At 68.3% G+C, this 21,173-nt stretch carries 19 protein-coding genes; 4 read left to right on the top strand and 15 right to left on the bottom strand.

The annotated features are described in order from the left end of the window. Positions 1-220: 220 nt before the first annotated feature. The gene (locus VFG40_RS15215; RefSeq protein ID WP_324898999.1) at positions 221-835 is read right to left on the bottom strand and encodes a TetR/AcrR family transcriptional regulator; all 615 of its coding nucleotides are present in this window, start codon (positions 833-835) and stop codon (positions 221-223) included. Between the two features lie 114 nt (positions 836-949). Here VFG40_RS15215 and VFG40_RS15210 point away from each other — a divergent pair, with 114 nt between their 5' ends. Further along, positions 950-1,930 carry an MBL fold metallo-hydrolase gene (locus VFG40_RS15210; protein WP_324898997.1) on the top strand — a complete coding sequence of 327 codons (981 nt, stop codon included), beginning with the start codon at positions 950-952 and terminating at the stop codon, positions 1,928-1,930. A gap of 71 nt (positions 1,931-2,001) precedes the next feature. Here the strand turns inward: VFG40_RS15210 and zipA are convergent, their stop codons facing one another. The 14 genes from zipA to VFG40_RS15140 all read right to left on the bottom strand — a co-directional run bounded on the left by zipA (position 2,002) and on the right by VFG40_RS15140 (position 18,576). Further along, a complete protein-coding gene (zipA, locus tag VFG40_RS15205) occupies positions 2,002-2,970 on the bottom strand; it encodes a cell division protein ZipA (RefSeq protein ID WP_324898995.1) in 969 nt (322 codons plus the stop codon). An 11-nt stretch (positions 2,971-2,981) separates the two neighbouring features. Next, positions 2,982-6,482 carry a chromosome segregation protein SMC gene (gene smc / locus VFG40_RS15200; protein ID WP_324898993.1) on the bottom strand — a complete coding sequence of 1,167 codons (3,501 nt, stop codon included), beginning with the start codon at positions 6,480-6,482 and terminating at the stop codon, positions 2,982-2,984. Positions 6,483-6,613: 131 nt separating this feature from the next. Beyond that, positions 6,614-6,877: a BolA family protein gene (locus VFG40_RS15195; protein ID WP_324898991.1), complete on the bottom strand. Its 264-nt coding sequence runs from the start codon at positions 6,875-6,877 to the stop codon at positions 6,614-6,616. After that, a complete protein-coding gene (locus VFG40_RS15190) occupies positions 6,874-7,173 on the bottom strand; it encodes a YciI family protein (RefSeq protein WP_324898989.1) in 300 nt (99 codons plus the stop codon). The genes VFG40_RS15195 and VFG40_RS15190 overlap by 4 nt, the downstream gene beginning before the upstream one ends. A 361-nt stretch (positions 7,174-7,534) precedes the next feature. Next, complete coding sequence (lysS, locus tag VFG40_RS15185; protein WP_324898987.1) at positions 7,535-9,052, bottom strand: lysine--tRNA ligase; 1,518 nt, start codon at positions 9,050-9,052, stop codon at positions 7,535-7,537. Positions 9,053-9,138: 86 nt separating this feature from the next. Further along, positions 9,139-9,399, bottom strand: a complete 261-nt coding sequence (locus tag VFG40_RS15180; RefSeq protein ID WP_324898985.1) for a hypothetical protein — start codon at positions 9,397-9,399, stop codon at positions 9,139-9,141. Between the two features lie 68 nt (positions 9,400-9,467). After that, positions 9,468-10,593 (bottom strand): peptide chain release factor 2 gene (gene prfB / locus VFG40_RS15175; protein WP_324898983.1). Its coding sequence is split into 2 segments (ribosomal slippage): positions 9,468-10,517 and positions 10,519-10,593, totalling 1,125 coding nucleotides; the frame shifts between segments, so codons are not numbered across the junction. Between the two features lie 104 nt (positions 10,594-10,697). Beyond that, the gene (locus VFG40_RS15170) at positions 10,698-11,279 is read right to left on the bottom strand and encodes an exopolysaccharide biosynthesis protein (RefSeq protein WP_324898981.1); all 582 of its coding nucleotides are present in this window, start codon (positions 11,277-11,279) and stop codon (positions 10,698-10,700) included. Between the two features lie 111 nt (positions 11,280-11,390). Continuing rightward, positions 11,391-13,238 (bottom strand): asparagine synthase B, encoded by a 1,848-nt coding sequence (gene asnB, locus VFG40_RS15165; RefSeq protein ID WP_324898979.1) that lies wholly within the window; start codon positions 13,236-13,238, stop codon positions 11,391-11,393. Positions 13,239-13,370: 132 nt separating this feature from the next. Then, a complete protein-coding gene (locus tag VFG40_RS15160) occupies positions 13,371-13,538 on the bottom strand; it encodes a hypothetical protein (RefSeq protein ID WP_324898977.1) in 168 nt (55 codons plus the stop codon). 31 nt (positions 13,539-13,569) lie between these two features. Continuing rightward, the gene (locus VFG40_RS15155) at positions 13,570-13,935 is read right to left on the bottom strand and encodes a SpoIIAA family protein (RefSeq protein ID WP_324898975.1); all 366 of its coding nucleotides are present in this window, start codon (positions 13,933-13,935) and stop codon (positions 13,570-13,572) included. Between the two features lie 85 nt (positions 13,936-14,020). Continuing rightward, a complete protein-coding gene (gene recJ, locus VFG40_RS15150) occupies positions 14,021-15,778 on the bottom strand; it encodes a single-stranded-DNA-specific exonuclease RecJ (RefSeq protein WP_324898973.1) in 1,758 nt (585 codons plus the stop codon). Continuing rightward, a complete protein-coding gene (locus tag VFG40_RS15145; protein ID WP_324898971.1) occupies positions 15,736-16,656 on the bottom strand; it encodes a phosphoglycerate mutase in 921 nt (306 codons plus the stop codon). The genes recJ and VFG40_RS15145 overlap by 43 nt, the downstream gene beginning before the upstream one ends. A gap of 9 nt (positions 16,657-16,665) precedes the next feature. Then, a complete protein-coding gene (locus tag VFG40_RS15140) occupies positions 16,666-18,576 on the bottom strand; it encodes an ABC-F family ATP-binding cassette domain-containing protein (RefSeq protein ID WP_324898969.1) in 1,911 nt (636 codons plus the stop codon). Positions 18,577-18,737: 161 nt separating this feature from the next. On the opposite strand from VFG40_RS15140, the gene VFG40_RS15135 reads away from it, so the two are divergent. From VFG40_RS15135 to VFG40_RS15125, 3 genes are all read left to right on the top strand, one after another. Further along, the gene (locus VFG40_RS15135) at positions 18,738-19,076 is read left to right on the top strand and encodes a hypothetical protein (RefSeq protein WP_324898967.1); all 339 of its coding nucleotides are present in this window, start codon (positions 18,738-18,740) and stop codon (positions 19,074-19,076) included. Between the two features lie 92 nt (positions 19,077-19,168). After that, positions 19,169-20,206 carry an agmatine deiminase family protein gene (locus VFG40_RS15130; RefSeq protein ID WP_324898965.1) on the top strand — a complete coding sequence of 346 codons (1,038 nt, stop codon included), beginning with the start codon at positions 19,169-19,171 and terminating at the stop codon, positions 20,204-20,206. A gap of 73 nt (positions 20,207-20,279) precedes the next feature. Continuing rightward, positions 20,280-21,170, top strand: coding sequence for a carbon-nitrogen hydrolase (locus VFG40_RS15125; protein WP_324898963.1), 891 nt, complete (start codon positions 20,280-20,282; stop codon positions 21,168-21,170). The last annotated feature ends 3 nt before the right edge of the window (positions 21,171-21,173 follow it).

Genomic DNA, 21,173 nt, shown 5'->3' with positions numbered 1-21,173 from the left:
GATGGTCAACCGCCCGCCCGAGAATCGAGTTCGAGGTGGCACCAAGCCCGCCCGGCCATCCACTTTGCGACAGTTGCCGACGCTTTCGCGACTGCCCTGCCCGTTCACCGAGCCCGCTGTCGCGCATCGCGAATCGAAGGCCAAAGACGCTGCTGCATGGTTCAACGGCGAGCGTGGGCAACGGGCTGGTCAGCGTCGCCAGCGATGCCAGACGGGCGCATCAATCGATCGGCGCGCGGGTCAGCAACTGCACCTGATCGAGCATTGCCTGCAGGCGCGCCCGCGGCACGCCAGCCTTGCGCAGCATCACGGTGCCCATCACCAGTGCCATCGCTGCGCTGGCCCGCTCGCGCGCGGGCCGACGCGCCAGCCCGGACTGGCGAAGCAGCCTCGCGATGAGCGCTTCGATGCGGGCCAGGTGGCCGCGGGCGAATTCGGCCAGTGCCGGCTCGTGGGGTGCGAGTTCCACCACGGCGTTGATGAAGAAGCAGCCGCGCGAGCCGCCGCGCACATCGGCCATGCGTTCGAGCACCTGGTCGATGGCGCGCAGCGGGTCCGGCTCGGAGGCAGTCAGCGGCGTGACGCTGGCGATGAAGTCGTCCGTGTACTGCTGCAGTGCCGCCATCAACACGCCATGCTTGGAGCCGTAGCACGCGTAGAGGCTCGATTTGCTGAGGCCCATCGACCGCATGAGGTCGTCCAGCGACGTGGCTTCGTAGCCCTGGTGCCAGAACAGCTCCAGCGCGCCGGCAAGCGCCTGCTCGGGCGAGAAGCCGCGTGGACGCCCGGGTCCGCCTGGCTGGCGAGGGTCGACGTTGGTACGGATTGACACCATGCAGGCCATTCTGGACCATTCAGTCCGTAATTCAAGATCGCGCGCGCACCGAGGGGATACCGCGGTGACGTGCGCGGTCTTCCCTTCCCTCGTTGCGACTCCAGGAGTTTCCGCATGATGCAAACGCGCACCTTGATCCGCTCGGCACTGATGGCCGCACTCGTTGCCGGCGCAGGCCTCGCCCTTGCCCCGGTGGAAACCGCACAGGCCGCCGCCCCCATGGTGAAGACCTCAGCGCCCGGCTACTACCGCGTGATGCTGGGCGATTTCGAGGTGACCGCGCTTTCGGACGGCACCGTGGATCTGCCGGTCGACCAGCTGCTGATGAACACCACGCCGGCCGCAGTGGACAAGGCACTGGCCGCGTCGTTCGAGAAGTCGCCGCTGGAGACGTCGGTGAACGCGTACCTGATCAACACCGGCGACAAGCTGGTGCTGATCGACACCGGCGCCGGCACCTTGTTCGGTCCCACGCTCGGCAAGCTGCTGGATAGCCTTCGGGCCTCCGGTTACCAGCCGGAGCAGGTGGACGAGATCGTGATCACTCACATGCACCCCGACCATGTGGGCGGCCTGATCAAGGATGGCGAGATCGCCTTCCCCAACGCAGTGGTACGCGCGGACAAGCGTGACGCCGACTTCTGGCTGTCAAAGGCCAACCTCGACAAGGCAGCGGAGGCCGACAAGGGCTTCTTCCAGGGCGCGATGGCGTCGCTCAATCCGTATGTCGAGGCGCATCGGTTCCAGCCGTTCGAGGGAGCCACCGAGATCGTGCCGGGCATCCGCGCGGTGTCTACCCCGGGCCACACGCCGGGCCATACGTCTTACCTGGTGGAGAGCAACGGCAAGAAACTGATGATCTGGGGCGATCTGGTGCACGTGCAGGCGGTGCAGTTTGCGCAGCCGTCGGTGACGATCCACTTCGACAGCACGCCGGCCAAGGCCGAGGCCGAGCGCAAGGCCGAGTTCGCCCGGGCCGCGAAGCAGGGCTACCTGGTGGCTGATGCGCACATCGCCTTTCCGGGGCTGGGGCACGTGCGCAGCAAGGGTGCGGCCTACGAGTGGGTGCCGGTGAACTACACCAACATCCGCTGAGGCCAGCCGATCTGCAGGAACAAAAAGGGCCGCACGACGCGGCCCTTCTTGTTGGGTCAGCAACAGACGCCTCAGCGGCCGAAGATGATTTCCTGGCCTTCGTGATCGCGGTCCCAGCCGCGCAGCTCGTCGCGGATGTGGGCGATGCGCTGGCGCCCCAACGCGTTGCGTTCCTCGTCCAGCACGTGGCCGTCGAGCAACTCGGCCATGCGCTGCGCGGTAGGCAGCATGGCGTCCCAGGCGTCGAGAGCGGGAATCGGCGCCGGCAACGTCATGAAGAAGCTCAGCCCTGGCGTGCGCAGCGTTTCGAGCCGGCCCAGGTCGAAGTTGCCCGGCTTGAGCATGTTCGCCACGCTGAAGATCGGTCCGAGCTCGCGCTTGCCGTCGATCAGCCGGTGGTAGATGCCCATGTCGCCGAAATCGAGGCCAGCCTTCTCCGCCGCCACGATGAGGTCCGGTCCGTTGAACGTCTGGCCGTCGCGCGCCACCACGAACAGCGTGACGATGCGCTCCACCGGCAGCTGCGGCGGTCGCTTGCCCAGCTCCGAATGCGGCGTGGGTCGTGGCGGCGGTGTACTGGTGACGGGCTGCGGGGCGTCGGCCACCGACGGTTCGGGCTGGCTTGGCGCGCGCAGCGCCTCGATGATCGAGGCGGCCTGGCTGGACGGGCGCGGTGCCGGGGAGCCCGCCGGCGCGTCGGCGCCACGCTTGCCTGCGAGCGTGGCGCCGAGCTTCTCGAGCTCTTCGCGCAGTCCCATGTCGAGTTCGCCTTGCGCCGGTTTCGCCGGCGTGGCGGTGGCCTGCGGGTAATCCCGATCAAGCGTGGTGAAGAACGGATCGTCGGCGAGGCTGGCTTCGCCCACCGTGGGTTCGCGCCGCTCGCCCGTGCCGGCCGGTTCGGTCGACGCACGACGCCTGCCCTGCTCCTTCCTGGGCTGTCCGAACAGCCAGATCAGCACCAGTACGATGATGCCGGCGATCAACAGCGGAATGCCGACGTTGGCATTCCAGGCCAGGGCGAGCACGGGATCGAGATTCATCGGCAAAGTCCTCAGGCGGCGCCGGCCAGTTTAGCCGCTTCGGCGAGATCCACCTGCACCAGGCGGGACACGCCCGGCTCGCGCATGGTGACGCCGCACAGCTGGGTGGCCGCTTCCATGGTGGCCTTGTTGTGGCTGATGAAGATGAACTGCACCTGCTCGCTCATTTCGCGCACCAGGCTGGAGAACCGGCCCACGTTGGCTTCGTCCAGCGGCGCATCGACCTCGTCGAGCAGGCAGAACGGCGCCGGGTTCAGGCCGAAGATGGCAAACACCAGCGCCACCGCGGTGAGCGCCTTTTCGCCGCCGGACAGCAGCGTGATGTTGGACACGCGCTTGCCGGGCGGGCGCGCCATGATCGCCACGCCGGTGTTGAGCAGGTCGTCGCCGGTGAGCTCCAGGTAGGCATGACCGCCGCCGAACAGGCGCGGGAACAGTTCCTGCACGCCGGCGTTGACCTTGTCGAAGGTCTCCTTGAAGCGCTGGCGGGTCTCGCGATCGATCTTCTTGATCGCGCCCTCGAGCGTCTCCATGGCGCTGACGAGGTCGTTGAGCTGGTTGTCCAGATAGGTCTTGCGCTCGCTCTGCTCGGCGTGTTCCTGGATGGCCGCGAGATTGACCGGCTCCAGCCGCACGATCTTCTGCCCGAGGTCGGTCAGCTGGCGGCGCCAGGCGTCGGCATCGGCGTCGTCGGGCAGCTCCGCCAGCAGCGGATCGAGCTCCAGCCCCGAGGCGACGATGGCATCGGCCAGCTGCTGCGCACGCAACTGCAATGCCTGCGCGGCGAGGCGCTTTTCCGAAAGGCTTTCGCGCAGCGCAGCGAGCCCGTGTTCGGCCAGCTGGCGTTGCTGTTCGAGCTTGCGGAATTCGATGTCGCAATCTTCCAGTGCACGCCGCGCTTCGACCAGCTGGCGGTCGACCAGCAGGCGCTGGTCCAGGTACGTCTGGCGTTCCGCCTCGAGCTCTGCGATCGGATCGGCGCCGGAGGCGAGCTGCTCTTCGATCTCGCTGCGGCGGGCCTCGACCTGGCGCACCTGCGCATCCAGTCGCGCGAGCGCCTGTTCCAGCGAGGCCAGCGAGGAGCGTTTGGACTCCATCGACAGGGCCAGCGAATGGGCCTGGTCGGCCGCCTCGCGGGCATTCATGCGCGCTTCCTCGCGCGCCTCCAGCAGCGCGCGCCGCTCGTTCTCCAGTTCGCGGCGCTGGTCTTCGAGGTCACCCATGTGGTTGACCGACTCGTCCAGCCGCGCGCGTGCCTCGCGCGTCTGCGACTGCAGCTCGTCCAGTTGCTCGATCAGCGCGGACAGCTCGCCGGCCACCTTCTCCGAGCGCGCGCGGGCCGTTTCGACCTTGCCGCGGTGGCTCTGCAGCTGGCCGGCCAGCTCCGACTGGCGGCGGTGCGCGTTGTACAGCTCGCGCTGCGCGTCGTCGCGGGCGCGTTCGGCTTCGAACTTGGCGGTGCGCAGATCATCGAGCTGGCCGGTGGCCTCCTCGATGCGCGCTTCCAGTGTGGCCACCTGCTCGGCCAGCAGGCGGATCTCGCGCTCGCGCGCCAGCACGCCCACCTGATTGCCCTGGGCGCGGCGCACGCGCGCCCACTGTGGCGCCAGCCACTCGCCACTGCGGGTGATGATCGACTGGGCGGGCGCCAGCGTGCCGATGCGGTGGCGCGCTTCGTCCAGCGTGTCGGCCGTGTGTACCTGTGCGAGCAGCTGCATCGCCGCGGCGGGGCCGCGCACCTTGGCGGCCAGCGTGCCTTCACTGCCCTGCCCGCCGTCGCCGGCCGCCAGCAACGCCAGATCGGCTTCGCCCAGCGAGGGGAAATCGCCGGCCAGCGCCAGCGGGTTGTCCACCAGTACGCCATCGAGCAGGCCGGCCAGCACGGTTTCCACCGCCGACTCCCAACCTGCGTCCACCTGCAGCGATTCGCCCAGGCGCCGCGCCTTGTCCAGGCCGAACCCGGCCAACCATCCGCTGGCGGCGCTTTCTTCCTGGCCCAGCGCCGCATGCTGCAGGGCCTCCAGCGACGACTGCCGGCCGCGGGCAGTCTGCAACTGCTGGCGCGCCTCGTTCAGCGCCGACTGCACCTGGCGCTCTTCGTCGAGCACCTTCTCGTGGGCGGACTTGTGCTGGTCCAGCAGGCTGCCCAGCGTCTCGACGCGCTCGCGCTGGGTCTCGTGTTCGGTTTCCAGCTGGTCCGCGGCGGCATCGAGCGCGGCCACGTCGGTGGCCTTGTGCTCGGCATCGAGCGCTTCGCGCCGCTTGGACAGGTCGATCGCCTGGCGATCGAGATAGTTGAGCTTGGTGCGCTCCACCTCGGCGGCGCGGCTGGATTCGCCGGCGGTACGGGTGTAGGCATCCCAGCGCGATTGCCAGTCGGCCAGCTTGGCTTCGGTGCTGCGCTGGGCTTCGGCGGTGTCGTCCTGCAGTTGCTGCAGCGCCTCGAGTTTCGGCTCGCCTTCGGCCAGGGCCAGCGCCAACGTCTCGATCTGTTCGCGGTCGGTGGCGATATGTGCGGACAGTTCGGCGTGTTCGCGCTCGGCCTCACCCTGCGCCCGCTGCAGGCGCTCGGCGGTTTCCTTGTTGTAGCGCACCTGCTGCTCGACCCGGGCGATCTCGGCACCGACCTTGTAGACCTCGGCCTGCACCTCGTTCAGATGCTCGCTGGCGCCGCTGTGGCGTTCGCGGACGCTCTCCAGCTGTGCCTCGATCTGGCGTTGCCCGGCGAGCTGCTTCTCGATCTCGATCTCGGCCGCGGAAAGCCCCTGCCCCTGGCCGTCGTGCTCGCCCTTGAGGCCGCGGTACTCGAGCGCCCGCAGCTCCGCCTCCTTGCGCGTCTGTTCATCTTTCAGCGCCTTCCAGCGCTCGGCCGCACGGGCCTGGCGGTTGAGGTGCTCGAGCTGCTTGTCCACCTCGTCGCGCACGTCGCGCACGCGGTCGAGGTTCTCGCGGGTGGCCTTGATGCGGCTCTCGGTTTCCTTGCGCCGCTCCTTGTACTTGGAGATGCCGGCGGCTTCTTCCAGATGGGTGCGCAGGTCTTCGGGCGCCGCTTCGATGATCTGGCTGATCATGCCCTGCTCGATGATCGAGTAGCTGCGCGGCCCCAGCCCGGTGCCCAGGAACAGGTCGGTGATGTCGCGGCGGCGGCAGCGTGCGCCGTTGAGGAAGTACCCGGACTGGCCGTCGCGGGTGACCTGACGCTTGACCGAGATCTCGGCGTACTGGCCGTACTCGCCCTGCACCGAGCCGTCGGCGTTGTCGAAGATCAGCTCCACCGTGGCCTGCCCCACCGGCTTGCGCGAGGTGGAGCCGGAGAAGATCACGTCGGTCAGCGAATCGCCGCGCAGGCGGCTGGCTGCGCTCTCGCCCATCACCCAGCGGATCGCGTCGATGATGTTGGACTTGCCGCAGCCATTGGGACCGACGACGCCGGTCATGTTGGTGGGCAGGTGCAACGTGGTCGGATCGACGAACGACTTGAATCCGGCGAGTTTGATCGTGGTCAGGCGCATCGGCAGGTCAACATTCCATGGAACGCCCGCACGGGCGTGGGGCGACAAAGCACTGTGCCAAACGGCAGGCGCCGCCGCAATGCGTTGCGGCTGCGCAATCTACTTGAAGAAGATGCTGCAAGCAGCTGATTTTACGCGTCTGGCGCCCGCGCATCGATGGACAGGGCGTGGATGCCCTGGTCCATCAGGCCGTCCAGCGCCGCGTACACCATGCGGTGGCGCTTGATCGGCATGACGCCGGCGAAGGCCGCGCTGACGATGCGCACGTGGAAATGCCCCTTGCCCGCACTGGCGTGGCCGGCGTGCTTGTGCCCTTCATCGAGCACCTCCAGCTCGGTCGGCGCCAGCGCGGCGACCAGCCGCTCGCGGATCTGCCCGACCATCGCCGCGCTCATGGCAGCGTCTTGCGGAACGGCTTGACCTCGACCTGCGCATAGACGCCCGCGGCAACGTACGGATCGGCGCTGGCCCAGGCCTCGGCGTCGGCCTGGGTGGCGAACTCGGCGATGATCAAGCTGCCGGTGAAGCCGGCCGGGCCCGGATCTTCCGAGGCAATCGCCGGAAACGGGCCGGCCAGCAGCAGGCGGCCTTCGCTTTGCAGCGCGGTGAGACGGGCCAGATGCTCCGGCCGGGCGGCCATGCGCTTGGCGAGGGAGTCCGGGTGATCCTTGGCGTGGACGGCGAACCACATGCGATGACGCTCCTGGCTTCTGGGCAATGCGGCATTTTAGCGGGTGCGCCGCCGATCACGCTTGAATGGCGGCCTTGTTGCCGAGGTTGACTAACCCGCGGAGGCGCTTCGCGCGGCTGGTACCGGTATTGCTCCGATGCCTGTCCCCGGACAAACTGCGCGCAGCGCTCGCGCCCAGGTCGCGAGCGCTTTTGCCGGACGACCCAAGCCGTGCGGATGCGTACCGCCCGATCGATTTCCGACTGCACGGAAACGGCGGCACATCCCGGCCGGCGGATTCCCGCCTTCGCGGGAATGACGGCGAGAAGGCGGCCGACTGCAGCGCGACGAGCAAGTCGGCCCGCCTGCCGCCGGAGGCCTTTCAGGCTTCCGGGCGCATGTACGGAAACAGCAGCACGTCGCGGATCGAAGATGCGCCGGTGAGCAGCATCACCAGCCGGTCGATGCCGATGCCGAGACCGCCCGTGGGCGGCAGGCCCACTTCCAGCGCACGGATGTAGTCGGCGTCGAAGTGCATGGCCTCGTCGTCGCCGGCGTCCTTGGCGTCGACCTGGGCCTGGAAGCGCGCGGCCTGGTCTTCCGGATCGTTGAGCTCGGAAAACCCGTTCGCGATTTCCTTGCCGTTGACGAACAGCTCGAAACGGTCGGTGATGCCCGGATCGTTGTCGTTCTCGCGCGCCAGCGGTGAGACCTCGACCGGGTGCTGGGTGATGAAGGTCGGCTGGATCAGCGTGTGCTCCACCGTCTTCTCGAAAATCTCCAGCAGCAGCTTGCCCCAGCCGTAGCCGTCCTTGACCTGCACGCCCAGGCGCTTGGCGTGTCCCGCCATCGCCGCGCGGTCGCGCAGTTCCTCGCGCTTGATCTCGGGGTTGTGTTCGAGCACCGCGTCTTCCATGGTCCAGCGGCGGAACGCCGGGCCGACATCGATGCTGGCGCCGTCCCAGTGCAGCTCGGTGGTGCCGATCACCTGCTTCGCGGTATCGCGGATCAGGTTTTCGGTGAGGTCCATGATCTCGTTGTACGTGGCGTACGCCTGATACAGCTCGAGCATGGTGAACTCGGGGTTGTGCCGCGTCGACACGCCCTCGTTGCGGAAGTTGCGGTTGATCTCGTAGACGCGGTCGAAGCCGCCGACCACCAGGCGCTTGAGATACAGCTCCGGCGCCACGCGCAGGTAGAGATCCATGTCCAGCGCGTTGTGGTGGGTGATGAACGGCTTGGCCGTGGCGCCGCCGGGGATGACGTGCATCATCGGCGTCTCCACTTCCATGAAGCGGCGCTCCGGTGACTCCAGCCACTGACGCATGGTGCCGATGATGCGCGAGCGCTTCTGGAAGGTGTCGCGCGCTTCCTCGGTGACGATCAGGTCGACGTAGCGCTGGCGGTAGCGCTGCTCCACGTCGGCCATGCCGTGATGCTTGTCCGGCAGCGGGCGCAGGCTCTTGGTGAGCAGGCGCAGCGCATCCACCTTCACCGAGAGCTCGCCGGTCTTGGTGCGCATCAACGTGCCCTCGGCACCCACGATGTCGCCCATGTCCCAGCCCTTGAAGGCCTCGTACACGTCACCCACGGTGCCGGCATGGATGAACAGCTGGATGCGACCGGTCATGTCCTGCATCTGCACGAAGCTGACCTTGCCCTGCACGCGCTTGAGCACGATGCGGCCGGCAACCTTGACGCGGCGACTGGCGGCCTCGATGGCTTCAGCCGTATGGACGGCCGCATCGGCGAACTCGGTCTTGAGATCGCCGGCGAAGCTGTCCACCGTGAAGTCGTTCGGGAATGCGATGCCCTGCCCGCGCAGCGCCTTCAGTTTCTCGCGGCGCTCGGCGATCAGCTTGTTCTCGTCGACGGGCGGGGTTTCGATCAGGTCACTCATGCTCGGTTCCGTAGCTGCCGACGCTGCGCGGGAGTGGCGGCATCGGTTCAATCAACAGTGGTTGCAGCGACGGCAGCAGGCCGCCGTCAGTCGTGTTCGAAGATGCCCTTGACCGCTTTCCTGGTCGCGTTCCAGCCGTCGCGGGCGCCGTGGCCGATGCCCTTGCCCGCATCCCGCGCGCCGTGGCCGACCTTGATCGCCAGGCGCCGGGTCTCGTGGCCAACCGTACGTGCGCCGTGGCCGATGTCCTTCCCCACGGCCTTCCCGTCATGCTTGATGCCGCCGTCGGCGCTGTTCTGCCGCGCCTGGACGGTACCCGTGCAAGCGCCCGCCACGATCAGGGCCACGATGAGCCGCACACACCATGTGCGAACCATTGCAGCGGCATTCGCAGGGGCGTCTGGCGACTGCACGATCAGGCGTCGATGCGCTTGGAGCCGGCTTCGAGCCCCGACTTGAGACTGGCCTCGATGAATTCGTCCAGGTCGCCGTCGAGCACCTTCTGCGTGTCGGTGCGCTCGATGCCGGTACGCAGATCCTTGATGCGGCTCTGGTCCAGCACGTAGTTGCGGATCTGGCTGCCCCAGCCGATGTCGGACTTGGTCGCTTCCAGCGCGTCCTTCTCGGCGTTGCGCTTCTGCAGCTCCAGCTCGTACAGCTTGGCCGCCAGCATCTTCATCGCGGTGTCGCGGTTGGCGTGCTGGCTGCGCCCGGTCTGGCAGGCCACCACCGTATTGGTGGGGATGTGCGTGATACGCACCGCCGACTCGGTCTTGTTGACGTGCTGGCCGCCGGCGCCGGACGAGCGGTAGACGTCGGTCCGCAGGTCGGCCGGGTTGATCTCGATGTCGATGTCGTCGTCGACCTCGGGCGAGACGAATACCGAGGTAAAGCTGGTATGGCGACGGTTGTCCGAGTCGAACGGGCTCTTGCGAACCAGGCGGTGCACGCCGATCTCGGTCTTCAGCCAGCCGTAGGCGTAGTCGCCTTCCACGCGAAAGGTGGCCGACTTGATGCCCGCGACATCGCCGCCGGAGACTTCCATCAGTTCGGTTTTCCAGCCGCGTGACTCGCACCAGCGCAGATACATGCGCAGCAGCATTTCGGCCCAGTCCTGCGCCTCGGTACCGCCGGCGCCGGCCTGGATGTCGACGAACGCATTGGTTGCGTCCATCTTGCCGGAGAACATGCGCTGGAACTCCAGCTTGTTGATGCGCGCGTCGAGTTTGGCCACGTCCGTCACGACCGACGCCACGGTCTCCTCGTCGCCGTCGGCAGCGGCCATTTCCACCAGCTCGCCGGCGTCGGCGAGACCCGCGGTGAGCTCATCGATCCCGTTGACGATGGATTCGAGGCGGGCGCGCTCGCGGCCCAGCTCCTGGGCGCGTGCGGGATCGTCCCAGACGTTGGGATTCTCCAGTTCGCGGCTTACTTCTTCGAGACGTTCGCGCTTGGACGGGTAGTCAAAGATACCCCCTAAGCGACTCGACGCGGCCGGAAAGGTCCGCGATCTGCGCAAGGATCGGATTGGTCTCGATCATGGTCTGGCCTGTGCTGGGGCACCGTCTGCGGTGCCGGTAACGTGAAGCGCGACATGGTAGCAAATCCGTCACGGGCGATTGCGGCCGGGTGCTGGGCGTGGCGGTCAGAACAGCAGCCATCCAAGCGTGCCCACGAGCGCCGCGCATGCGGTGAGGCCGACCAGCGCCAGCACGCCATCGTGGGCCAGCAATGCCAGTGCGAATGCGGTGAGCGCGGTACCGATGGCGGTGTTGGCGCCGGGGATCAGTTCCAGTGGCGTCGTGCCGAGCGCCAGCAGCAGGCATATCGCTGCCATCACATGCACCCGCCAGCCCTCGGTAAACCACAACAGCCGGGGACGCAGCAGCCGATCGACAAAGCGTGCCGGCGGACGCAGCAGGTGGATGCTGCGAGCCAAGCGCCGCTCCGGAACCTGCCGGCGCACGATCCAGCCCGGCAGCCAGAACGCCTGGCGATGGAGCAGAAGCTGTCCGCAGGTCAGTACCACCAGCACACCCATCGCGGTAGGCACGCTCGGCACAGCGGAGATCGGCGAGGCCAGGATCAGTGAGGGAACCAGCAGCAACGTGCCGAACGAGCGCCTGCCCGCTGCCTGCACCAGCGACCCCACCGTGGTCTGGCCGCTCGCGTCGACGGCCTGCTCCAGCTTGTCGAGCACGCTCTGCAGATTGGTTGGTGGGGTCATGCGCCCCGCGCCCGGGCATGCGGTCGGCGCACAGGCTCCCACCCGATGCGTGCGCGAAACGCCTAGCGGGCACAGGTTTTCCTTGAGGCAGGCTTCACGGCGTTGCCCTGGTTAGCCCAGCGCCTGACTGTGCACTCCGCGCACGGCGCGTCCGGATGGATCGGCCGCCGCCGCGAAAGCCGGGTCCCACGCCAGCGCGGCGGGCGAGGAACAGGCGATCGACTTGCCGCCCGGCACGGTGGCGGCACAGGCCTCGCCCGGAAAGTGCTGCTCGAAGATGCGGCGATAGACATACGCCTCCTTCGTCGCCGGGGTGTTCAACGGGAAGCGCGATGCCGCTGCCGCGAATTCACGGTCGGTCACCGCCTGCTCGGCGTGCGCCTTGAGACCGTCGATCCAGCCGTAGCCGACGCCGTCGCTGAATTGTTCCTTCTGCCGCCACAGGATCTGCGCCGGCAAGGCGCCATCGAAGGCGTCGCGCAGCACGTGCTTCTCGATCCTGCCCTGCCCTGCCATCTTGTGCGCCGCGTCCATCGACATCGCCACGTCGATGAACTCGAGATCCAGGAACGGCACCCGTGCCTCCACGCCCCAGGCCATCATCGCCTTGTTGGCGCGCAGGCAGTCGTAGCTGTGCAGCGCATCGAGCTTGCGCACGGTCTCCTCGTGGAAGGCCTCGGCCGAGGGCGCCTTGTGGAAATAGAGATAGCCGCCGAACAGCTCGTCCGAGCCCTCGCCGGAGAGCACCATCTTCACTCCCATCGCCTTGATCCGCCGCGCCAGCAGGTACATCGGCGTGGCTGCACGGATGGTGGTGACGTCGTAGGTCTCGATGTGCCGGATCACCTCCGGCAGCGCGTCGAGCCCTTCCCAGAAGGTATAGACGAAGCCGTGGTGCACCGTGCCCAGTGCGTCGGCCGCGATCTGTGCGGCAGCCAGATCGGGCGAGCCTTCCAGGCCGATGGCGAATGAGTGCAGTCGCGGCCACCACGCCTCGCTGTGGTCGTCGTCTTCGACCCGCTGCCGCGCGAACCGGGCCGCACAGGCGGCAACCAGCGACGAGTCCAGGCCGCCGGACAGCAGTACGCCGTACGGCACATCCGTCATCAACTGCCGGTGCACGGCCTGCTCGAACGCGGCGCGCAGTTCTCCCGGTGCGCTCTCGTGTCCCCTGGTGGCTGCATAGTCGCGCCACGGTTTGGCGTAGTAGCTCGTCAACGCGCCGGTGGCGCTGTCATAGACGTGCCCCGGCGGGAACGCCGAGACATCGGCGCACACGCCGACCAGCGCCTTCATCTCGGAAGCCACGCACAAGCGTCCGGCACCGTCGTGGCCCCAGTAGAGCGGGCAGACACCGATCGGGTCGCGGGCGATCAGGTAGCGGCGCGAGGCGCCGTCCCACAAGGCGAAGGCGAAGATGCCGTTGAGCCGGGCCACGCCCTCTCTCGCGAAAGCCTCGGCACCGAGCGCGTGGTAGAGCGCGTTGATCACCTCGCAGTCCGAACCGGTGGTGAAGTCGTAGCCGCGGGCCGGCGTATCGCCGATCGACGCGGCCGGCGAAACCAGCTGCCCGCCTTCCGCCGCGGCCTGCGCCTGGCCTGTGGTACCACCGCCGTGGGCTGGCAAATCGCCCACCGCGGTTGCTCGCCCCGCCGAGGTTTCGCCTCGCCCGTCGACGACGCTTCCGCTCGTCGCCGCGCGCAGCTCGCGGTGGTTGTAGATCTCGCCGTTGACCGCCAGCGCGAGCGCGCCGTCACGCGAGCGCAGCGGCTGCGAGCCGCTGGCGGGATCGACGATGGCGAGGCGCTCGTGCACCAGGATCACCCCCGCATCGACGTAGACACCGCTCCAGTCCGGACCGCGGTGCCGCTGCCGCTGCGACAGTTCCAGCGCCTGGCGCCGCAGTGCGGGCAGGTCGTCACCCGGCTGCAGGTCGAACATTCCGAAGATCGAACACATGACGCACCCCTTGTCGATGAGCGGCCGGAAACCACGTCGGGCTGGCGCCACACCGGCCGTTGGTGGCGCCAGAAACGAAGAAGGCCCGCACGGGGCGGGCCTTCTTCGCGTAGGTAGGACGGCTTGCTGCGTCTACGCGATGGCCCACCCGGTCGAGCCGGCGTTATTGCCATTGCGGTTGTTCAGCTCAGCGGCCACGCGCAGGGTTGCCGACGCGAGGGCGTCGACGATCGGCGAGCGGGCGGTGGCTGCGGTAAAGAACATGGCTTCGACTAGATCACGGCGATTGATGCAGTGCAAGAACTTTTTCGCGCACTCCGTGCGCCGCCGCTCAAGGGGATATCAACCACTGCCGCGCCTGTGCCAGTTCCGCATTGCCGAACAGCCGGAACTCGCCGGGCATCGCGAATCCCATGGCCTTCGCCGCCGCCCGCAGCCAGCCAACATCGGTGACCAGCGCCACGCGATCCCAGCCGCTGACGTGCCGCATGCTGAGCTTCGCATCGTCCCACATGGCACCGGGATCGAACCCGCTGAAGTCTTCGCCGGCGTGATAGAGCAGGCGCAGCTTCGGCTTGAGCGCGAATGCGGCCTCGACATCCGGCACCAGCACGTTTTCGTAGTCGGCGGCCGTCACCCGGCCACGTGCGCGGAAACCCAATACGCCGGCGGGCAAGTCGGTGATTTGCTCGATCATGGCACCCTCCTGTCGATGAGCCCGCATCGCACCGCGTCCTGCCGGCGGGCGCAAGCAGCACTGTGTGAAGGATGGCCGCGCCCGCTCAGGCCGGCTCGATGTGCCGCAACAGCAGGCGCAGGCTCTCGCGACCCTGCCAGTCGTTTACGCTCAACTCGAATGCCGCCCGCAGCACCGGCGGCGGTGGCTCGCCGCGATAGGCGTTGAACATCACCGCCTCGTGCGTGCGGCCGTCGCGCGGGTCACGCAGGTCCAGGCGCAGGTGGCGCTCACCCATCACGCGCCAGCTGGTGCACTCGAACGGGTTGTCGAACAGCGGCTCGGGAAACGCCTGACCCCAGGGCGCGGCGTGACGCAGCAGGCGCGCGAGCTCCAGCGTGAAAGCCTCCGCAGGGAGTTCACCATCGGTCACCAGCTCGGCCTGCAGCTGCTCGGGCTGCAACCACTCGCGTGCCACCGCATCGAATGCGGCGGCGAATCGATCGACATCGGCCAGGCGCAGGCTCAGTCCCGCCGCCATCGCATGGCCGCCGAAGCGTTCGATCAGGCCCGGATGGCGCGCGTCGACCGCGGCCAGCGCATCACGGATGTGAAACCCGGCGATCGATCGGGCCGAGCCACGCAGGTCGCCGGGGGTGTCCTCGCTGGCCGGCGCGAAGGCGATCACCGGGCGATGCAGCTGCTCTTTCAGCTTCGAGGCAACCAGCCCGATCACGCCGGCATGCCAGCTCGGCTCGAACAGCGCCACGCCGACCGCGTCGATGTCGGTGCGCGCCTGCGCGACCATCTGCTCGGCTTCGGCCACCATCGCCGCCTGCAGCTCGCGCCGCTCGAGGTTGATGCTGTTGAGGCGGTCGGCCAGCACGGCGGCCTGCCCCGGATCGTCGGTGAGCAGGCACTCCACGCCTAGCGACATGTCCTCAAGCCGGCCGGCGGCATTGAGCCGCGGACCCACCGCGTAGCCCAGGTCGCTGGCGCAGACGGTGGTCACCTGCCGCTTGCCCGCCTCGATCAGCGCGGTGATGCCGGGACAGGCACGCCCGCTGCGGATGCGCCTGAGCCCCGCCTCCACCAGCACGCGGTTGTTGAAGTCCAGCGGCACCAGGTCGGCCACGGTGCCCAGCGCGACCAGATCCAGCAGCGCCGAGAGATCCGGCTCGCGGCCGGCGGCGAAATGTCCCTGGTCGCGAAGCCGCGCGCGGGTCGCCAGCAGCAGGTAGAACATCACGCCGACTCCGGCCAGCGCCTTGCTCTCGAAGGCGTCGCCGGCAAGGTTCGGATTGACCATGGCATCGGCGGCGGGCAACTGCTCGCCGGGCAGATGGTGGTCGGTGATCAGTACGCGGATACCGCGGGCGCGGGCCGCCGCCACGCCCGCCACGCTGGCCACGCCGTTGTCGACGGTGATGATCAGTTGCGGCGTGGGCTGCAGCGACTCGACCAGCGCGGCGCTGAGGCCGTAGCCGTGGATGAAGCGATTCGGAATGGCGTAGCTGACGCGCTCGGCTCCCAGCAGCCGCAAGCCGCGTATTGCCACGGCCGTGCCGGTGGCGCCATCGCAGTCGTAGTCGCCGGCGATCACGATCGACCAGTGGCCGGTGATTGCCTCCACCAGCAAATCGACCGCCGCGGCCATGCCGCCGAGATCGGCCGGCGACAGCAGGCGCGCCAGGCGGTGCTCGGCCTGCGCTGGCCCGAACACGCCGCGCGCTGCGTAGATGGCCTGCAGCAGTGGCGGCACCGTCGCAGGCCATCCCTGCGGCGGCCCCAGTGGAGCGCGCCGGCGCAGGCGTTGCGCGCTCAACGGGCGCGGCCGGCGCGCCAGAAGCGCAGCCGGTGCCATGGCCCGTGCCGCCAGCGCCCGCCGTCGGCGAAAGCGAGCGTGACCGGCTGGCGCCGCAGGAGTTCATCCAGCGTCGGCCACCAGTCCTGTTCGATCTGCGCCACCGGCAGATCCTGCAGGTCGACCAGCGTGCCGGCTTGCGCCGCGCGGACCGCATCCGCCGAGCGTGACTGGCAGGCCACGCCGGCCTTCCGCGCCAGCGCCTGCAGCAGCAGGTCGTCGCTGACCACGCTCGCCCACCGGGTCGACACCTGATGCGGCAGCACGCCGCCACCCCACAGCCAGAGGCTGTTGACCGGCGGCAGGCCCTGGGCGCGACGGTCGGAGTTGAGCGGGTGCTGGTGCAGCAGCACCTGGATCTCGTTGATGAGCACCCGCCAGCGTCGACCTTTCGGGCCCTGCGGCAGATGCTGGAAGAGATCTTCACCCAGCGCCTGTTCCGGCGCGGCGAAGGTCGGGATCGGGCTGCCGCCGGGCAGGCGCAGGTGCCAGCGATCGGGCGAGGACAGCTCCAGCTGCATGCCGGCATCGCCGAACACGGGCCGCAGCGGCTGTGCGAGCGCCTGCGCCTGCTCCATGTCCAGCCCCAGCTGACCGCAGGCGAGCAGCCGAGCGCCGTTCATCTCCGCCTGCACCCAGCACGGATCGGCGCTCAGCCACAGCGCGTCGTCGGCGTCGCCGGCAAGTTGCTGCCGCGTCAGCGCAGCTGCCGGCAGCTGGGCGCCGGTGCAGGAAAAGTAATGCTGCAGGCCCGCGAGATACCCCCGCGGCCCATGATCGAGCCGGTCCGCGCGCGCCAGCAGGCGCTGCAGCGGGTGTGCCGGCGAGAATCGCTGGTGCGCCGGCAACCACAGTTCGAGCGGCAGGCCGGCACTCACGCGGTCGCCTCAGGCTTCCAGCTGTTCATAGAGTTCAAGCCACTCCACTTCCAGGGTCTCTTTTTCCCGCCGCAGATCGGCCTGCTGCTGGCTCAGCTTCATCATCTCGGCGGTCGGGCCGTTGTAGGTGGCCGGATCGGCCAGTCGCGCCTCCAGCCTGGCCAGATCGCCTTCGATCGCGGCCACCCGGGTTTCGATCTTCTTTACCCGCGAGCGGGTGGTCTTGTCGCCTTCGCGCTGGGCCGCGGACTGACGCCGGCGCGCTTCCGGCGTCTCCACCGGTGCGACCGGTTTAGCCGCAGCGCCTTTCTTGCCGGCCTTCTTGTTGGCTGAACCGCGCGAGCGCAGCCACTTGGCGTAATCGTCGAGATCGCCGTCGAATGCTTCCACCACGCCGTCGGCGACGCGCCAGAAGCTGTCGCAGACCATGCCGAGCAGATGACGGTCGTGCGAGACCAGCACCAGCGCGCCGTCGAAATCGGACAGCGCGTCGGCCAGCGCCTCGCGCATCTCCAGGTCCAGATGGTTGGTCGGCTCATCCAGCAGCAGCAGGTTGGGCTTGTCCCAGGCGATCAGCGCCAGTGCCAGGCGCGCCCGCTCGCCGCCGGAGAAGCCGTCGACCGACTCGAATGCGCGATCGCCGGCGAAATTCCAGGTGCCGAGGAAATCACGCATCACCTGGTTGGCGACGCCGGGCACCTTGTCCTGCAGGTGGTCCAGCGGGCTGGCTCCCTCGCGCAGGCTCTCGACCGTGTGCTGGGCGAAGTAGCCGATCTTCAGATCCTTGTGGAACTTGCGCTCGCCGGCCATCGGCTCGAGCTCGCCCACCAGCGTCTTGACCAGGGTCGACTTGCCCGCGCCGTTCGGGCCGAGCAGGCCGATGCGCTCGCCCGCCTCGAGACTGAAGCCGACGTCGGCCAGGATGGTGGTGAAGCCGTGGCCATCCTCGCTGGGATAGCCAGCCTCGATCTCGTTGAGCTGCAGCATTGCGTCCGGCACGCGATCGGGCTGGGGGAACTGGAAACTGAAGGGGCGCTCGGCGCGCACCGCTTCGGTGCCGGCGAGCTTCTCCAGCCGCTTCATTCGCGACTGCGCCTGCTTGGCCTTGGTCGCCTTGGCCTTGAAGCGGTCGATGAAGGACTGCAGGTGGGCGCGCTCGGCCTGCTCGCGCTCGTGGCTGATCTGCTGCTGGCGCAGCTGCTCGGCGCGCAGGCGCTCGAAGGCGCTGTAGTTGCCGGTGTAGAGCTTGGCCTTGCCGTCGTTGAGATGCAGCGTGTGGGTGATCACGCCGTCGAGGAACTCTCGGTCGTGCGAGATGATCAGCAGCGTGCCCTGGTAGCGGCGCAGCCATTCCTCCAGCCACAGCACCGCGTCGAGATCCAGATGGTTGGTCGGCTCGTCCAGCAGCAGCAGGTCGGACGGGCACATCAGCGCACGCGCCAGGTTGAGCCGCCCGCGCCAGCCGCCGGAGAACTCCTGCACGGTGCGATGGTGGGTTTCCGGCGGAAAGCCCAGTCCGTGCATCAGCCGACCGGCGCGCGCCTGGGCGTCGTAACCGTGCAGCTCTTCGATGCGGTGGTGCGCGCGGGCCATCGCTTCCATGTCGCCGCGCTCCTGCGCGTCTGCCTCGTCGGCCAGCGCGGCGGCCAGCTCCTCGTCGCCGCCCAGCACGTAATCGATCGCCAGGTCCGGCAGCGCCGGCGTCTCCTGTGCCACCGAGGCCAGACGCAGCTTGCCGGGCATGTCCAGCTCGCCGGCGTCGCCCTCGAGCTTGCCCTGCAGGGCGGCAAACAGGCTGGACTTGCCGCAGCCGTTGCGGCCGATCACGCCCAGCCGCCAGCCGCTCTGGATGACCAGGTCGATATCGGACAGCAGCAGGCGGCTGCCGCGGCGCAGGGCGAAGTGACGAAAAGCGATCATGCGAGGAAGGATGTCCTTGAGCCGGGTGATCGGGCACCCGCAGCCGGACATGATAGCCGCTGGCGAACGCCCAACCCATCGCATATGCCGCAAAACGCCGTGGCTAAGCGCCTGCGGTTCTGCTACAACGACGCGGCACCGCATTCGTGGGAGAGGGGATCATGAGCAATCGTCGTTTTGGCCTGATGTTTCTGGGCCTGTTGGCCGTCGGCGTGGCCGCGCCAATGGCCGCCCAGGCGGACAACCTGCTGATCAATCGCGTACAGCAGGAAAAGAGCATGAACCTGCCCGCCCGCGGCATGAGCATGGCGCAGGTGGAAAAGAAGTACGGCGCGCCGGAGCGCAAGCTTGCGCCGCGCGGCGGTGACAGTTCGAAGCACCCGGTAATCAACCGCTGGGATTACGCACAGTTCATCGTGTACTTCGAGAAGAGTCACGTGATCCATGCCGTGCTCAACACGCCGGCCGGCAACAATACCGATCCGTCCTCGATGAACTGACACCGTGCCCCGGGCCTCGCCCGGGGCATCGCCGGCCACGCCGGTGTCCTACAATTCGCGGTCTGTTTTTGCCGACGTGCGAATGTCCCCCGATGAATGACTCTCCCCTGCGCCTTCCGGCGGAATGGGAACCGCAGGCTGCGGTGCTTGTGGCGTGGCCGCACGCCGGCACCGACTGGGCCGAGCGACTGGATGCGGTGGAGACCACCTATGCCGCGCTCGCCGCTGCGGTGACCCGTTTCGAGTCGCTGGTGATCGTGGTGCCCGACGATGCAGTACACGCCCGTGCCGAGGCTTTGGTGCGGGCTGCAGGCGCGGATCTGGCGCGACTGCGCTTTGTTGCCTTGCCCTACGACGACACCTGGCTGCGCGACTCCGGCCCGATCACCCTGAGCGACGCCGCCGGCCGCTTCCAGCTGACCGACTTCCGCTTCACCGGCTGGGGCGGCAAGTTCGGCGCCGAACAGGATGACGCGGTCATCGCCGGGTTGGTCGATGCCGGCGTGTTCGGTGACGCCATGCACCGCCGGATCGACTGGGCGCTGGAGGGCGGCGGTATCGAGAGCGACGGCGCGGGTACCGTACTGACCACGTGGCGCTGCCTGCACCAGCGTCACCCCGACCAGTCGCGCGAGCAGATGGACGCTATCCTGCGCGACGGGCTGCACGCCCGCCGCGTCCTGTGGCTGGAGCACGGCTACCTGGAGGGCGACGACACCGATGCACACATCGACACGCTGGCGCGGTTCGCGCCGGGTGAGCGGATCGTCTACCAGGCTTGCGACGACGCCAGCGACCCCCACTTCGACGAGCTGCGGCGCATGGCCGACGAATTGGCCGCGCTGCGTACGGAGGACGGGCGCCCGTATGCGCTGTTCGCGCTGCCGTGGGCCAGGCCGGTCATCGACGAGGGCCGGCGCCTGGCGGCCTCTTATGCGAACTATCTGATCGTCAACGGCGCGGTGCTGGTGCCGGCCTATGGCGACGCGGCGGATGACGAAGCGGCGCGGATCATCGGCGCGGCGCATCCGGGCCGCGTCGTGGTGCAGGTGCCCTGCCGGCCGCTGATCTGGCAGAACGGCAGCCTGCACTGCATCACGATGCAGTTGCCGGCCGGGCTGCTTGCCTGAGCGGTCGCGCATCCCCATGACACGTCGCCCGGGCGGCAGCGCGGGCCGCGTCGCAAGCTCACAGGAACACTCCATGACCCGAAAGAACCTCAAGGTCGCGTTGCTGCAGGAAACCCACCGCGGCAGCCGCGACGCCAACCTGGACGCGATCGAGGCCGGTCTGCGCGAAGCGGCAGCCGCCGGCGCCGAACTGGTGCTGCTGCAGGAGCTGCACAACGGCCCGTACTTCTGCCAGCGCGAGTCGGTGGACGAGTTCGACCTCGCCGAGACGATTCCCGGGCACAGTACCGAGCGCATCGGCAGGCTCGCCGACGAGCTCAAGCTGGTGGTGGTCGCCTCGTTGTTCGAGAAGCGCGCAACCGGGCTGTACCACAACACGGCGGTGGTGTTCGACCGGTCGGCAGCGATCGCCGGCAAGTACCGCAAGATGCACATCCCCGACGATCCGGCGTTCTACGAGAAGTTCTATTTCACGCCGGGCGACCTGGGTTTCGATCCCATCGACACCTCGATCGGGCGCCTTGGCGTGCTGGTGTGCTGGGACCAGTGGTATCCGGAAGCGGCGCGGCTGATGGCGCTGGCCGGCGCCGAACTCCTGCTCTACCCCACCGCAATCGGCTGGGACCCGACCGACGACCAAGCCGAGAAAGGTCGCCAGCGCGAGGCCTGGATCACCGTGCAGCGCGGCCATGCCGTCGCCAACGGCTTGCCGCTGCTCGCCTGCAACCGCACCGGCTACGAGGCGGATCCCACCCAGGTGGGTGCCGGCATCGAGTTCTGGGGCTCCAGTTTCGTCGCCGGGCCGCAGGGCGAGTTCCTCGGCCAGGCGGGCAGCGACGGTCGCCATCTGCTCGTGGTGGACATCGACATGGCGCGTAGCGAGCAGGTGCGGCGGATCTGGCCGTTCCTGCGCGACCGCCGCATCGACGCGTACGGCGACCTGCTGCGCCGCTTCCGCGACTGATCG

This window comes from Dyella sp. (genome assembly GCF_035685805.1).
Taxonomy (GTDB): domain Bacteria; phylum Pseudomonadota; class Gammaproteobacteria; order Xanthomonadales; family Rhodanobacteraceae; genus Dyella_A.
This window is presented reverse-complemented; position numbering and strand designations above follow the sequence as displayed.